The organism is Tessaracoccus luoxuelianae (genome assembly GCF_055326245.1).
The window spans coordinates 150964-165222 of sequence record NZ_JBUZNO010000007.1 but is presented as its reverse complement, the minus strand read 5'-3'; the positions used below and the strand labels follow the sequence as shown (position 1 = coordinate 165222).

The following is a 14259-nucleotide window of genomic DNA, read 5'->3' as shown; positions in this document are numbered from 1 at the left end:
CCTGCTTTCTGCACAGGGCCAGGCGCCTTCACGATGGGACGAGACGCGATTCTCGGGTTGCCACGGCCGAGCCGACTCGGACTCCGCGGCAGGTGTTCCTCCAGAACGGTGCTCGCGCCCCTCAGGCGCCCGAGTCCCTTTCTGGAGGAACATCTACCGCACACTCCTCGCCAGAGCCAACGATCTGCGCCCCAAAGCTAGGCTGGCGGTATGGAACCACTCCTCGCCCTCGTCGCAAACTCCAAGGACGGCACCCTCACCACGCTGAGGATCGCCGATGACACCCTGACCGAGGTGTCCACCACCGTCGTCGCGCCTGGACTGCCCCTCGCAGTGGATCGCGGGCGAGGTCTGGTCTTCGCCGGCACCAGCGACCCTCGGGGCGTCACGGTGCTGCGGCTCGGCGCCGGCGGATCCCTGGAGACGCTCGGCAGCTACCCGGCGCACGGCGCCTCCGTGTACCTGACGCTCAGCTCCGACGGCGGGCTCCTCTTCAGCGCGTCGTACCACGACCACCTCGGCGAGGTGTGGCGGGTGGCCGACGACGGGGCCCTCACCCCCGTCGGCGAGCCGATCCCCCGGCAGAACATGCACAGCGTGCAGCTGAGCTCGGATGACCGGTTCGCCTACTTCGTGTCCCTCCGCGAGGACCTGATCGCGCAGTTCGCTGTCGGCGCCGACGGGACCCTCACCCCGCTCGACCCGCCGTCGTCCCCCGCCCCGGAGGGCTCCGGGCCCCGACACCTCATCTTCGACGAGGACGAGACCTCCCTCTACGTCAACACCGAGTACTCCGGGGAGGCGTTGCGCTACCGTCGCGATCCCGCCACCGGAGTCCTCGACCCAGCCGAGACGGTCACCAACATCCCCACCGATCGAGGGCTGTCGCACAGCCGGTTCGGCGCCAAGCCGCGCGAGGAGGACCTCATCTGGTGCTCCGACCTCCGCCTCAGCACCGACGGGCGGCGGCTGTACAGCGCCGAGCGCACACGCGGGACCATCACGGCCGTGGATGTCGCGGCGGACGGGACGCTGGGCCGAGCCACCGCGCACTCCGATGTGGTCGCGCAGCCGAGACACTTCGTCGTGCTGCCTGACGACACGCTCCTGGTGGCCTCCGAGATCGACCGCGTCGTCGCGCTCTATCGGCCCGACGCCGACGGCGCGCTGACCGAAGTGTCGCGGCACGACGTGGGCCTGGGCGCCAACTGGATCGAGATCGTCGCCGCCGACTGACCGGCCCGCCCCGCCGTCGGTGCCAGGGTCCCCGCCGTCGGTGCCAGGGTCCCCGCCGTCGGTGCCAGGGTCCCCGCCGTCGGTGCCAGGGTCCCCGCCGTCGGTGCCAGGAGTCGTGGGTCGAGACACGGGCGGCCGCTGTCCGCTTTCAGCCTTCCCTCGCGAGTTGGCCACAGGCCGGGCATCGAGGCCGCCCGTGTCTCGCCCCCCGTCTCCCCGCACTCGATTCCCCGTGGCGTCGTCGGGTTCGGGCGCGGCCCGTCAGGGCGGCCCTGGTGACAGTCTGTTCGGGCGGGACGCCGGTCCGGCGACCCTCACGCTGGGCATCCCGACGCAGAGCCGCCCTGCCGTCCCCCACCCGCGCGTTCAACTCCCGTCCGTGCGGCGACTTCGACCCCAGTGCCTCAATGGCACGTCTGGTGAACCTGACCAGGTCCTCTGAGACATTCCTAGTCGCGCGCGTTTCCTAGGCTTCGAGGCCGCTACGCGGCACCTCAGCCAACGGGTGAGAGGCGTCTTGGGCATCAGCGAACGGGCGCGTCAAGGAAGAGCGGTGGATGAGGGGGACCGGTCGCGGTGGGTCGGGCGTTGGGCAAGGCACGCCGCGTTTGGGCGTGCCGAGGGCGCCCATGGGCGAGGCCGGTCCCCCTCAGCCGCCGCGCACCCTGACCAGGATCCTCAGAGACATTCCTTGTCAACTCACGCTTCTGAGGCTTCGAGGCCGCTTCGCGCCACCTCAGCCAGCAGGGAGGGCGCCACGGGGCCTTCAGAGGGTGGCGAGGTTGACGTTGGTCAGCCCGGGGTGGTGGCGGCGGACGTCGAGCTTGCGCTCCAGATCCTGGATGATCGGGATGGCGAAGTTCTCCTCGTACAGGGACTGACAGCTGCCCAGCCCGCCAGGGCTGAACACGTTGACCTCCATCAGCTTGTCCCCCACGATGTCCAATCCGACGAGGAACATCCCGTCCGCCACCAGCTTGGGCCGCACCACGTCCACCATGGCCAGCATCTCGTCGGTCACCTTCACCGCGACCGCCTTGCCACCGGCTGACATGTTGGACCTCATGTCCGAGCCGGCCGACTTCCGGCGGAACGCCGCGTACTTCCCGTTGACCTGCAGCGGCTTGCCGTTCATCACGAACATGCGCACGTCGCCGTTCTTCGCCTCCTCCAGGTACTCCTGGGTCACCACGTAGCCGTCGCGGGCGATGGCCTCGATGATCTGGTTGAGATTCGGCGACTCGTCAGTGTTGACCATGAACACGCCGCTGCCGCCTGAGCCCTGCAGCGGCTTGAGCACCGCCCTGCCACCGAGTTCCTTGACGAACGCGGTGATCTGGGTCTCGTCGCGGGAGATGAGTGTCCGTGGCCGCACCACCTCTGGGAAGTGCTGGAAATAGGCCTTCGACAAGGCGTTGGCCAGCGACCCGGGGTCGTTGACGACGAGCACCCCCGTCGAGGCGATCAGCTGCCCGAACGCCACTCCTGCGTTGTTGGCCCAGGCCGCACCCTGCGTGTCGTCGGCGGGGTCGCTGCGCAGCATCACCACGTCGAACTCGGAGAGCTTCAGCCGCTCCTCGACGTCGGGGCGCTGAACGTCCTCCAGGTATCGCTCCAACGACCGGTAGTTCTTACCGTCGCCACCCCGGGCGCGGGCGCTGAGGGAGCCGTCCGGCTCATAGGCGAAGTTGCCCATGCCGATCAGCCACGCCTCGTGACCCAGGTTGGCCGCGTGCATCGCGAGGCGGGTGGTGGTGTAGGTGGGCTTCTCGGTCATGACGTCGTTGACGACGAATCCGATCTTCATGGGGTAACTCCTTGGATGAGGGCGGTGGGGTCTGTGACATGGGAGGCGGCCTCGAGGCGCCGGCGCCCGGCCGGGTCGTCGAACCAGCGGGGGACGATCACGGGGGGGTGGAGAACGCCGCGGGCGGCGAGCTCGTCGACAAGCGGCAGGTCCACGAGCGAGAACTTGCCGAGGAACAACGCATCGAGCGAGCCTCCCCGGCGCAGGTGGGCGAGCAGGTCGAGCAGACCCCGCAGGTAGATGGCGTCCTTGGTGAGCCCGCCAGAGCGGAAGACGCGCATGATGGTGGTGAACGCGCCCGCGGGGTGGAATCCGGTGTCCACCAGAGCGGCCCAGCACTCACGGAACGAGGCCCCGCCCAACATGCGGTGCACGGAGACCACGCGTCCGGCCAGCTGCCGCAGCCGCGACGCCGTCAGCTCCCCGCAGGCCACCTCCGCCAGCACTGCGAGCCCCTCCTGCGTCTCGTCGTACCCCGAGAGCCCGGTGCCGAGCACCTGGAGCGGCTGGTGGGACCCGTTGACCTGGGTGACCAGATGCGTGCCCACCTCGTGCTGGATGAGGGCGGTGGCGCGCTCGGCTGCCACCGACGACTCGGGCCCGATGAGCAGGAGGTTGCCCGAGACCATCACGCCCGTGGAGTCCGGCCGGATCTCGGCATGGATGTCGACGTCCGGCTCCAGGGAGCGGTAGTAGTCGATCTCGTCACGGGCCAGATCGAGGAACTCCTCCGGCGTCAGCCGGTCGCCGCCCCACGATTGGGTCTCCACCCGCGCCAGGATCGACTCGGCGGCGGTGAGGAGGTCGGGATGAACCCCTCCGTAGAGTTCCACGCTGAGCTGGCGGAAGTCGGCGGAGTCCCGGGCGCGCAGCATGGCGAGCTGCAGGCCCAGCTCGCGCTTCTTCCCGCCCAGCAGCGCCGCGACACTCCCGTCCCGAACGGCGCCGATGTCGATCCGCTCCAGCACGTTCTGCAGCACCTCGGGGTCCGTCTCCAGCTCCCGGTAGGTGAACGACGGCTCGTCGACGTCCCCGGCCAGGAACGCGTCCTTCACGTCGTCGGCGTCGACGGGGGTGACGTCCAGCACGAACCGGAAGCTCTGCCCGAGCTGGGACAGCTGGTGGTCGATGGCGCGGTCGATCACCGCCAGGGGGCTGGGCTCAGGCATCGGCCAGCGCCTGCAGGACGGGGTCCATGGTTCGCCCGAGCGCCTCGGTCAGGAAGTCGAGGCGCGCCTCGTCGGGCTCTCCGGTCCACTCGTCCATGAAGGTCTTCTTGAACTCGATGGCCAGCACGCACCCCACCCCCGGGTAGCGGTCGTGGACCCACCAGGCCAGGTTCTGGCCCTTGAACTTCACGTTCTCGCGGATGTCGAAGCCCTGCGCCTGCATGGATCCACGGAATGCCTCCACCACGGGCGAGAAACGGTCCAGGTCCACGCTGCCGGTGCCGAGGTTGACCTCGGGGTTCTCCTGCCATGGCTCGGCGTCGGCGTCCTCGCCGTGGCGTCGATGGTTGTAGGAGTGGACGTCGTAGAGCACGAAGGGCCCGCGGGCCGCCACCTCGTCGAGCCGCTCCCCGAGGGCCTCGAAGAAGCCGTCGTAGACCTCCAGCGATCGGGCCACCACGTCGTCGGGAAGCGGATCGAGCGACCACATGCGCAGGCCCCAGGCGTCCTCGGGGCGGCGGTAGACGGTCTTGTCGCGCACGCGGTTGAGGTCGGTCTCGAAGCGGGAGCGGTTGACCCGGACCCGCGCGGGGGCGCGCGAAGCGATCCGGTCAGTGAATGGGTCCTCCTCGCGGAGCCTGTCCTCCTCGCTGAGGATCGACAGCTCTGCGATCTCGGGGCGCAGGTCATGGCCGGCGTGGATCGAGGTGGCGATGAGCTGCCCCGACCAGTCTCCAACGAACTCGTAGGCGTCCATGGCCAACTCTTACCCGCGAGAGGCCGGCCTCAAACCCCTAGCGCGAAACCGACCTCTCCTCGATCAGCGCCCGGAGCGCATCCGCGCTGCACGGGAGGTCGACCACGTGCCGGGGCAGGTCCTCGATCCCCTCGAACCGCGGCGGCCGCGGCGGCACCATCCCGGTGGCCTCGACGATGGTGTCGGCGAACTTCACCGGCAGCGCCGTCTCCAGCACCACGATCCTGCCCTCGACGCCCGATCCGCCGGCCACGTGGACCGCGTCGGCGGTGTGCGGGTCGATCATCACCTTGTCGGCGGCGTACACCCGCCTGATCTCGGCCAGCCGGTCCTCGTGCGTCGAGGTGCCCGCCACGAACCCGTATCGCCCCAGCTGGCCCAGGAACTGGGGCGCGGCGGACAGGTCGAACGCGCCGTCGGCCAGATCGTCGACGAACAGGGCGCGCAGGCGGGCGGCGTCGCGGCCGAGCAGATCGAACACGAAGCGCTCGAAGTTGGAGGCCTTCGAAATGTCCATCGACGGCGACGAGGTGGCCAGCGTCTCCGCCGACCCGCGCACCCGGTACCGCCCGGTGCGGAAGAACTCCTCCAGCACGTTGTTCTCGTTGGTGGCCAGGATGAGCCGGTGAATGGGCAGGCCCATCTCGCGGGCGATGTGCCCGGCCGCGATGTTGCCGAAGTTGCCCGACGGCACCGCGAAACTGATCGGCTCGTCCCCTGGGAGCTGCAGCCAGGCCGCGAAGTAGTAGACCACCTGCGCCATGAGGCGGGCCCAGTTGATGGAGTTGACGGCGCCGAGCCGGTGGCGGGCCTTGAATGCGGCGTCGTTGTTGAGCTCCTTGACCAGGTCCTGGCAGTCGTCGAAGACGCCGTCGACGGCGATGTTGACGATTGCGGGGTCGTCGATGGAGAACATCTGCGCCTGCTGGAACGGTGTCATCCGACCACGCGGGGACAGCATGAACACCTGCACCCGCGGCTTCCCGAGGAGGGCGTACTCGGCCGACGAGCCGGTGTCACCGCTGGTGGCGCCGAGGATGGTGATGGTCTCGCCGCGACGCTCCAGCTCGTAGGCGAACAGCTCTCCCAGCAGCTGCATGGCCATGTCCTTGAACGCCACCGAGGGCCCGTTGCTGAGGTGGGCCAGCCACAGCCCGTCGCTCAGCCGGGTGACCGGCACGACGGCGGGGTCAAGGAACTTCGCCGGCTCGTAGGCCCGCTCGACGATGCCGCGAAGATCGGCCTCCGGGATGTCGTCGACGAAGAGCCGCACGATCTCGAACGCCAGCGCTGCATAGCCTCTCTCGGCCAGCAGCGTGCGCCACTGGGCCAGGGTGTCCCGCGACACCGTCGGGTAGCTCTCCGGCAGGTACAGCCCCCCGTCGGCGGCCAGGCCCTCGAGCAGGATGTCGCTGAACTGCTTGCCGGGCAGGCCTGCAGTGTCGCGGGTGGAGACGTAACGCATGGGCGCCATGCTACCGAGCCGCTGGTCTTCGCTAGTTCTTGATGTCGCGGCGTTCGAAGAGCGGAAGGGTGACGGCCGCTGCCAGCGCGGTGACGACGAGGTGGTAGACCACCGCCTCGGCGCGGCCGATCTCATACAGCTGCTGCCCATGAGCGCCTTGGCCAAGGACGAAGCCGTCCAGCAGCGCTATGCCCTGCTGGGTGGGGAGCAGATGAGGCAGCCAGGCCGCCGCCTCAGTTTCGGAGCCGATCCACTGAGCCAGGATGTCGGCCACGAAGACGCCGACCACCAGCACTCCGGCACCCGAGGCTCCACCGAGGAGCACTGTGAGCAGTGCCCCCAGGACGCCCAGGATGGCCCCGTAGAAGCCGGCGGACAGCACCAGCGCGAGCAGGCTGGTGGTGGCGTCGAGGGCGGCGTATCCGTTCATCGCCACGAACCAGACCGCCGACACCACGGTGCTGGTGACCATCGCTGTGGCCATCAGGGCGGCGCCGAGCAGTCCGGCGACCGCGGCACGGGCCACGACCAGAACCGATCGACGGGGCGTGAAGGTGAGCTGGGTTCCGATGGCCCCGGACCGCAGATCGGAGCTCACCGACAACATCACGATCAGCAGCGCGAGAGCGCCCATCAGCATCGCGTACGGCATGAGGCCGGAGTTGACGACGTCGCTGAACGTCCACGGGGTGCGCAGGTAGTCCGCGACCCTGCAGTCCGGGCACTGCTCGGCGGGGATGGTGGCGAAGATCTCCGCCGCCTCGTCGTGGTCCGCGCCGGTCAGGGGACGCGCGCCCTCCATCCACAGCACCGGCACCATGAGGCTCATCAGCAGGACCCCGACCAGGCTCCACCTCGTGCGGCGCCTGTAGCGCAGCCGCGACAGTTCGGCTCTCAGCATGTTCATGCGACGTCCCGACGACGGCCCTGGGAGCCGACGAGATCCGCGCCGGAGGTCAGATCCAGGAAGACCCGCTCCAGGCTCTGCCGATCCAGCGAGAGGTGATCCGGCCAGAGGTCGGCGCGGCCGAGTTGGCGCGCGATCTCGGCGGGGTCCGGCGGAGCTGCGTCGCGGCCGAGCACCCGCAGGCCTCCCTCGGCGGGCTCGACCCGCCACCCGCCGCGCCGCAGCACCTCGGCGGCTTCGACGGGGCGGTCGATGCCGAGCCGGACGTGCGGCGCGGCACCGGAGAGGAACTGATCCATCGGCCCCTCCGCCACCACCCGGCCCTGCGCGATGATCGAGACCGAGTCCGCGATCTGTTCGATCTCGGAGAGGATGTGCGAGGCCACCAGCACCGTGATGCCGGCGTCGGCGAGGTCACGCATGGTGGCGCGGATGTCGCGGATGCCCACCGGGTCCAGCCCGTTGGTGGGCTCGTCGAAGATCAGCAGCTCGGGGCGCTTGAGGAGGGTGGCGGCGATCGCGAGCCGCTGCTTCATGCCGAGGGAGAACGTGCCGAAGTCGCGGTCGGCGTCCGCGGCCAGGCCCACCTCGAGCAGCACCTCGGTGACGCGACGGCGGGTGACGCCGATGGAGTCGGCCAGCACGTCGAGGTTGTGCCGCCCGCTCATCCGCGGCGCGAACTTCGGCGATTCGACGATGGCGCCCACCCGTCCGATCACGGCGGGCAGGTCTCGGGGCACGTCGTGCCCGAGGAGCGTGACGGTGCCCGCCTGGGCGCGGACGAGGCCCAGCAGGATGCGGATGGAGGTGGTCTTGCCGGACCCGTTGGGGCCGAGCAGGCCGTGGACGCCGCCGCGTGGCACGTGAAGGTCCAGGCCGGCGAGGACCCGGTGCCTGCCGTAGCGCTTCACCAGGCCGGTGGCCTCGACGGCCCACTGGGTGCCGCCTTCGGGCCAGGAGATCTCTGACATAGGACCCGACGGTAGTCCCGGCGGGCGCTGCCGCCATCCCCCCGTGGTCTCCGTCCGGGTCAGCGAAGCGAGGACCTCGGGGGCAGCGGCGAGACGCCCCGCCGCGACATCTCGCTCCACAGCCACCACAGCGGCACCGCGAGCAGAGGCATGGCGATGAGCGGCGCCACCAGCGTCTGCAACGCCGGCAACAGGGTGAAACCGACCACCACCACCAGCCAAGCCCGGTCCCAGCGTGGGCCGGCGAGCCAGAACACGTAGAGCGGCAGCAGCATGGTCAGATACCAGGGCTGCAGCGCGGGGCCGAGCACGCAGAAGGCGGCCAGCACCGCCAGCATGAACGCCCACGGGCGCCGGGGGTCGTCGCCGCGGGGGCCGAGCTTGACCCACAACGCGACGAAGGCCGCCAGCAGCAGCACCGTCGACACGGTGGTGACGGCCGGGTTGACCACGTCGTCGGGCAGCGGGTAGCGCAGCGCCTCCGCCAGCCAGGACAGGGGCGCGTTGCTCATGGCCCCGATCGGGTTGCCGGCGGTGGGGTTGCCCCAGCCGAAGCCGAACCGCAGCGACACCAGCGCGAACACCGCGACCGTGACCGCGCCGGGCACCGCCGCGACCACGGCGAGCCTCCACCAGCCCGCCGTCGGGCTTGGGGCTGGGGCTGCGCCGTCGCGAGTCGGGGGCGCAAGCCCGTGCGGGAAGCGGGCCGCCCACCCGACGGCGACCACCCCGAGCCCGTACAGCGCCGCCGTCTGTTTCACGCCCATGGCGAGCCCCAGCAGCACACCGGCGACGAGGACTCCTCGCCACCCGCGCCACCCCAGGTCCGTGACGGCCAGGACGGCGGCGACGGCGAGGGTGACCATGACTGCGTCGTTGTGCACCCCGCCGATCCACTGCACGAGCATGATCGGGTTGAGCACGCCCGCCCACAGCGCGAGGCCCTCGTCGACGCCGAACCGCCTTGCCAGCCGTCGCACCACCCAGGCGAGGCCGATGAGGGCCAGCACGTTGGGCACCCTGAGCGCCACCGTCGTCCAGAAGAGGTCGCTGCCGGTCAGCCGCGCGATCATCCCGAACAGCTCCAGCGACAGCGCCGGGTACACGGCGGTGGTCTTGTGCCAGTGAACGCCCACCAGCAGCCCGGGCAGGCCGGCCTCCCCCAGGGGGGTGGTGTAGGGGTCCAGGCCGCGCGCCACCATCCAGCCCTGCGCGGCGTAGGCGTACGCGTCGCGGGAATACATGGGCAGGGCGAACATCATGGGCGCGGACCAGATGGCCGCCGCCACCAGGGGATGCCGCCACAAGGGGCCAAGCTGCCACCAGGCGAGCACGAGGACGCTCAGCGCGGGCAGGGACACCAGGGGCCGCCACCAGCTGTCGCCGCGCTCCAACAATCCGGGCGCATCAGCGAATTGGGCCCCGACAAGGATCAACACCGCCAGCAGGCCCGCCGTGATCCACCACCACGGGTGCACTGGCCGGCCGTGTGGTGTGGGTCTGAGCCAGGCGGCCAACGTCACGCGGGGGCCCTCCTCCTCGGTCCAGGACGGTTCAGCCTACCCCGGCCGCGATCCGCGACAGTGCGGTGCCCCCGCCGGCGGGCGGTTACCCTTTCTGAATGAACGACACGGCCGGCACCCTCCCCCAAGCCCCTGAGGCGGCAGCATGAGCAGGCATCGCGTAGTCATCATCGGCTCCGGATTCGGCGGGCTGTTCGCGGCCAAGGCGCTGAAGCGGGCCGACGTCGAGGTCACGCTCATCGCGAAAACCACCCACCACCTCTTCCAGCCGCTGCTCTACCAGGTGGCCACCGGGGTGCTGTCCGAAGGCGAGATCGCGCCCGCCACCCGCGAGATCCTGCGGAGGCAGTCCAACGCACAGGTGCTGCTGGGCCTCGTCGAGGACATCGACCTGACCAACCGCGTGGTCAAGTGGCGCTTCCACGACCAGTTCAGCGAAACCCCCTACGACTCACTCATCGTCGCCGCCGGCGCCGGCCAGTCCTACTTCGGCAACGACCAGTTCGCCACCTTCGCTCCGGGCATGAAGTCCATCGACGACGCCCTCGAGCTGCGCGCGCGCATCTTCAGCTCCTTCGAGATCGCCGAGTTCACCCGCGACGAGGAGGAGCGACGGCGGATGCTGACCTTCGCCGTCGTCGGCGCCGGGCCCACCGGCGTCGAGATGGCCGGGCAGATCCGCGAGCTGGCCACCTCGACGCTGCGCGACGAGTTCCGCACCATCGACCCGAGCACGGCGCGCGTGCTCCTCATCGACGGCGCCGCGCAGGTGTTGCCGCCGTTCGGCCCGGAGCTGGGCGCCAAGGCGCAGAAGACGCTGGAGCGGCTGGGGGTTGAGGTCAAGCTGAACGCGCTCGTCACGGGCGTCGACGAGAACGGCCTCACCATCAAGTACCAGGACGGCACGCAGGAGCGCATCGAGTCGTTCGCCAAGGTGTGGGCTGCCGGAGTCCAGGGCAACGAGCTGGGCCGCACGCTGGCGGACCAGTCGGGCGCCGAGCTGGACCGCGCCGGGCGTGTGGTGGTGGCCGAGGATCTGTCGCTGCCCGGGCACCCGGAGGTGTTCGTGGTGGGTGACCTGATGTCCGTGCCGGGCGTGCCGGGCGTGGCCCAGGGGGCGATCCAGGGCGCGAGGCACGCCGCGGCCAAGATCCGCTCGCGCATCGAGCACGCGGGGGATCCGGGAGCCTTCACCTACAAGGACAAGGGCTCCATGGCCACCATCTCCAAGTTCGCGGCGGTGGCGACGATCGGCTCCATCAAGCTCACCGGTTTCGTGGCCTGGGTGGCCTGGCTGTTCCTGCACCTGCTCTACATCGCCGGGTTCAAGCAGCGCGTCACCACGCTGCTGAGCTGGGCGTTGACGTTCCTCACCAACGGGCGGTCGCAGCGCGTCGTCACCAATCAGCAAATGGTGGGACGCCTGGCGTTGGAGCACCTGGGATCGAGAAGTTCTGGCAGGCTGATCAGAGGTAAGAAGGACGAACTGAAGCCTGGGGGCTGAACATGAAGGCATTTCTGCGGGTGGTGCGCGACATCGCGCTGCTGATAGCGCGCATCGTCGCAGGCGTCACGCTGGTGGCGCACGGGTGGCACCGCTGGCAGGAGACGGGCATCGACGCCCAGGTGGCCCTCCTCGAAGCAGCCGGGCTCCCCTACGGGACTGGGCTGGTGGTGACCACCATCGCGTTCGAGCTCATCGGTGGAGTGCTGCTGGCGTTCGGGCTCGCAACGCCCCTGGTGGGTTTGGGCATCGTGGTGCTCAACGTGGCCATCATCCTCACCACGAACGCCAACGGACCGTTCTACCTGCACCTGGGCGGCTGGGAGTACAACGCCATCCAGGCCGCGCTCGGCCTGCTCTTCCTCGTCTACGGCTCCGGACGCGCAGGGCTGGACGCCCTGTTCGTGCGCCCCAGGGACGAGACAGACAGCCTCATCGACGAGGCGCCTGGCACACAGACTTCTCACAGGTAACCCATAGCTGGGGCCCCAGGTGGGGTGCCACAGTAGTGCCATGGCAATCACCGATCCCCTCACGCGCCCCGACGGCACCGCGATCCGCATTCTCACCGTCGACGACGAGCCCAGCCTGATCGAGTTGCTGTCGATGGCCATGCGCTACGAGGGGTGGGACGTGTATACGGCCTCCACCGGCAGCGACGCGGTGCGCGTGGCGAGGGAGGCGCAGCCGGACGCGCTGGTGCTGGACATGATGCTGCCGGACTTCGACGGCCTCGAGGTGATGCGCCGCATCCGCGCCGAGCAACCCGACGTGCCGGTGATCTTCCTGACCGCCCGCGACGGGGTGTCGGATCGGGTCGCCGGGCTCACCGCCGGCGGCGACGACTACGTCACCAAGCCGTTCTCGCTGGAGGAGGTCATCGCCCGGCTCCGTGGCCTGCTGCGTCGCAGCGGCGCCACCAGCGTGCGGCTCGACACGCAGCTCGTGGTCGGCGACCTGGTGCTGGACGAGGATTCCCACGAGGTGACCCGGGCCGGGGCGCAGATCAAGCTGACCGCCACCGAGTTCGAGCTGCTGCGCTTCCTCATGCGCAACCCCAGGCGCGTCCTGTCGAAGGCACAGATCCTGGACCGCGTCTGGAACTACGACTTCGGCGGCCAGGCCAACGTCGTCGAGCTGTACATCTCCTACCTGCGCAAGAAGATCGACGCGGACCGCGAGCCCATGATCCACACCATGCGCGGGGCCGGCTACGTGCTTCGCCCGGCGGGCGCATGACACGGGAGCAGCAGCGGGGGTCGCTGGCGGGGCAGCTGCAGCCGCGGCTGGTGTTGACGGTCGCGGTGATGGGCATCCTCGTGGCCCTCACCACGGTGCTGGCGCTGCGCACCATCCTCTACAACCAGCTCGACGCGGAACTCGACGCGGCGCAGGTGCGTCAGAGCCGCAGCGACGGACCCGACGACGGCCCACCCGGCCTCGAGACCCCCGGCATGAGGGTGGGCACCGTCATCGCGGCGGAGCTCACCAACGGCACGGCCCTCGGCGGGGTCGTCGGCGACGGATCCACCAGCTCGTCGATGACGGTGGCGGCATGGGAGGCGCTGCTCGCGGTCCCGGTCGACAACAACAAGCACACCGTCAGCGTCCCCGGGCTCGGCGACTACCGGGTTCAGGCGCGCGCCACCCCGATCGGGACGGTGGTGGTCGGCCTACCGGTGGCGGACATTCAGCGGACGGTGCTGTGGTTGTCGCTGTTGGCGGCAGCTGTGAGCCTCGTGGCGATCTCGGCCACTGCTGCGGTGACGCGCGCGGTGCTGGTGAGCGCCACCCAGCCGCTGGTGGCGCTGACGGACACAGCCGACGAGGTGAGCCGGCTGGAGCTGGAGCGCGGCTCGGTGGCTGTGCCGCGGGTCGAGACCGGGCCGCTGCCCGAGAACAACGAAGTGACGCGGCTGTCGACGGCGTTCAACCAGATGCTGGGGCGCGTCGAGGGGGCGCTGCTGGCGCGCGAGAGCTCGGAGGCGAAGCTTCGGCGGTTCGTGGCAGATGCGTCGCACGAGCTACGCAATCCCCTGGCGGCGATCCGCGGATACGCGGAGCTGGGGCAGCGTTCACCGGAGGGGACCCCGCACGCGCTGAACCGGATCGGGGCCGAATCGGAGCGGATGACGAAGCTGGTCAACGACCTGCTGCTGCTGGCCCGGCTGGACGCGGACGCATCCGTGGACCTGAGGCCTGTGGACGCCGTCGAGGTGGTGCTCAACGCTGTCAGCGACGCGCAGGCCGTCAGCCGCGACCACCGCTGGATGCTGGACCTGCCGGAGCAGGGCGTCGAGGTGCTGGCGGACGCCGACCAGTTGCACCAGGTGATGGTGAACCTGCTGTCCAACGCCCGCACCCACACCCCGCCCGGCACGACGGTGACCACCGCCGTGTCCGCGCTGCCGGGGGCGCCGTTCGGTGGGCACGCGGCGGGCGCGGGTGTCGCGGTGATCCACGTGATCGACGACGGGCCGGGGATCCCTGAGGAGGCGCTGCCGCAGGTGTTCGAGCGGTTCGTGCGGGCCGACGATGCGAGGGCCCACTCGGCGGCGCAGTCCACCGGGCTGGGGCTGGCGATCGTGCGCGCGGTCGTCGAGGGATTCGGCGGGACGGCGACGGTGGAGTCGCGGCCGGGGCGGACGTGCTTCACGGTGACGCTGCCGCTCGCGCCGGCCCACACTCCGATCCGGCCCGGTGACCACCTCCCCGGGTGAGGGGCTTTTCCAGTGGGGATTCTGGGACGGTAGACAGTCCCTGACCCCACACTGAAAATGCGCCCAGCGGCGTCGGTCCCGCTCATCGGGCCGTCCAAGGCTGTAGCCCGCTCCGAAACACCAGGAACGCCCCGCATCCACGTAGTCTCGTGGCCGTTGAAACAGCCCACCGTCGGGCCAGCAGGAAGAGAAGGACAATC

General features: G+C 70.0%; 12 protein-coding genes. 5 read left to right on the top strand and 7 right to left on the bottom strand.

The genetic code is table 11. From position 1 onward, the window contains the following. The first annotated feature begins 210 nt into the window (after positions 1-210). Positions 211-1236 carry a lactonase family protein gene (locus ACZK39_RS12020; protein WP_463613430.1) on the top strand — a complete coding sequence of 342 codons (1026 nt, stop codon included), beginning with the start codon at positions 211-213 and terminating at the stop codon, positions 1234-1236. Positions 1237-2002: 766 nt separating this feature from the next. On the opposite strand, the gene ACZK39_RS12015 is transcribed toward ACZK39_RS12020, so the two are convergent. From ACZK39_RS12015 to mptB, 7 genes are read right to left on the bottom strand one after another with little or no spacing between them, the layout of a single operon-like run. Then, complete coding sequence (locus tag ACZK39_RS12015) at positions 2003-3043, bottom strand: glutathione synthetase (protein ID WP_463613429.1); 1041 nt, start codon at positions 3041-3043, stop codon at positions 2003-2005. Continuing rightward, the gene (locus ACZK39_RS12010) at positions 3040-4212 is read right to left on the bottom strand and encodes a peptidase MATCAP family protein (protein ID WP_463613428.1); all 1173 of its coding nucleotides are present in this window, start codon (positions 4210-4212) and stop codon (positions 3040-3042) included. Before ACZK39_RS12010 ends, ACZK39_RS12015 begins: the two co-directional genes overlap by 4 nt. Continuing rightward, the gene (locus ACZK39_RS12005; protein WP_463613427.1) at positions 4205-4969 is read right to left on the bottom strand and encodes an N-formylglutamate amidohydrolase; all 765 of its coding nucleotides are present in this window, start codon (positions 4967-4969) and stop codon (positions 4205-4207) included. Before ACZK39_RS12005 ends, ACZK39_RS12010 begins: the two co-directional genes overlap by 8 nt. Before the next feature lie 37 nt (positions 4970-5006). Next, on the bottom strand, positions 5007-6434 hold the full coding sequence (gene thrC / locus ACZK39_RS12000) for a threonine synthase (RefSeq protein ID WP_463613426.1): 1428 nt from the start codon (positions 6432-6434) through the stop codon (positions 5007-5009). A gap of 31 nt (positions 6435-6465) precedes the next feature. Further along, positions 6466-7341 carry an ABC transporter permease subunit gene (locus tag ACZK39_RS11995; RefSeq protein ID WP_463613425.1) on the bottom strand — a complete coding sequence of 292 codons (876 nt, stop codon included), beginning with the start codon at positions 7339-7341 and terminating at the stop codon, positions 6466-6468. Next, entirely contained in the window at positions 7338-8312 is a 975-nt protein-coding gene (locus tag ACZK39_RS11990) for an ABC transporter ATP-binding protein (protein WP_463613424.1), read from the bottom strand. Before ACZK39_RS11990 ends, ACZK39_RS11995 begins: the two co-directional genes overlap by 4 nt. 59 nt (positions 8313-8371) lie before the next feature. After that, positions 8372-9835 carry a polyprenol phosphomannose-dependent alpha 1,6 mannosyltransferase MptB gene (mptB, locus tag ACZK39_RS11985; protein WP_463613423.1) on the bottom strand — a complete coding sequence of 488 codons (1464 nt, stop codon included), beginning with the start codon at positions 9833-9835 and terminating at the stop codon, positions 8372-8374. Positions 9836-9980: 145 nt separating this feature from the next. Here mptB and ACZK39_RS11980 point away from each other — a divergent pair, with 145 nt between their 5' ends. Genes ACZK39_RS11980 through ACZK39_RS11965 form a run of 4 tightly spaced genes read left to right on the top strand, consistent with a single transcriptional unit; the run spans position 9981 to position 14059 of the window. Continuing rightward, positions 9981-11339, top strand: a complete 1359-nt coding sequence (locus ACZK39_RS11980) for an NAD(P)/FAD-dependent oxidoreductase (RefSeq protein ID WP_463613422.1) — start codon at positions 9981-9983, stop codon at positions 11337-11339. A 2-nt stretch (positions 11340-11341) separates the two neighbouring features. Next, a complete protein-coding gene (locus tag ACZK39_RS11975; RefSeq protein ID WP_182781510.1) occupies positions 11342-11812 on the top strand; it encodes a DoxX family protein in 471 nt (156 codons plus the stop codon). Positions 11813-11852: 40 nt separating this feature from the next. Next, the gene (locus ACZK39_RS11970) at positions 11853-12578 is read left to right on the top strand and encodes a response regulator transcription factor (RefSeq protein WP_182781509.1); all 726 of its coding nucleotides are present in this window, start codon (positions 11853-11855) and stop codon (positions 12576-12578) included. Further along, positions 12575-14059, top strand: coding sequence for a sensor histidine kinase (locus ACZK39_RS11965; protein WP_463613421.1), 1485 nt, complete (start codon positions 12575-12577; stop codon positions 14057-14059). The genes ACZK39_RS11970 and ACZK39_RS11965 overlap by 4 nt, the downstream gene beginning before the upstream one ends. Positions 14060-14259: the final 200 nt, after the last annotated feature.

What these genes read in the sequence shown, in the direction of transcription:
- ACZK39_RS12010 (WP_463613428.1), bottom strand. Translation starts at nt 4,212, where the DNA reads ATGCCTGAGCCCAGCCCCCTGGCGGTGATCGACCGCGCCATCGACCAC.
- ACZK39_RS11980 (WP_463613422.1), top strand. Translation starts at nt 9,981, where the DNA reads ATGAGCAGGCATCGCGTAGTCATCATCGGCTCCGGATTCGGCGGGCTG.
- ACZK39_RS12020 (WP_463613430.1), top strand. Translation starts at nt 211, where the DNA reads ATGGAACCACTCCTCGCCCTCGTCGCAAACTCCAAGGACGGCACCCTC.
- ACZK39_RS11970 (WP_182781509.1), top strand. Translation starts at nt 11,853, where the DNA reads ATGGCAATCACCGATCCCCTCACGCGCCCCGACGGCACCGCGATCCGC.
- ACZK39_RS12015 (WP_463613429.1), bottom strand. Translation starts at nt 3,043, where the DNA reads ATGAAGATCGGATTCGTCGTCAACGACGTCATGACCGAGAAGCCCACC.
- ACZK39_RS12005 (WP_463613427.1), bottom strand. Translation starts at nt 4,969, where the DNA reads ATGGACGCCTACGAGTTCGTTGGAGACTGGTCGGGGCAGCTCATCGCC.
- ACZK39_RS11990 (WP_463613424.1), bottom strand. Translation starts at nt 8,312, where the DNA reads ATGTCAGAGATCTCCTGGCCCGAAGGCGGCACCCAGTGGGCCGTCGAG.
- ACZK39_RS11965 (WP_463613421.1), top strand. Translation starts at nt 12,575, where the DNA reads ATGACACGGGAGCAGCAGCGGGGGTCGCTGGCGGGGCAGCTGCAGCCG.
- thrC (WP_463613426.1), bottom strand. Translation starts at nt 6,434, where the DNA reads ATGCGTTACGTCTCCACCCGCGACACTGCAGGCCTGCCCGGCAAGCAG.
- ACZK39_RS11995 (WP_463613425.1), bottom strand. Translation starts at nt 7,341, where the DNA reads ATGAACATGCTGAGAGCCGAACTGTCGCGGCTGCGCTACAGGCGCCGC.
- ACZK39_RS11975 (WP_182781510.1), top strand. Translation starts at nt 11,342, where the DNA reads ATGAAGGCATTTCTGCGGGTGGTGCGCGACATCGCGCTGCTGATAGCG.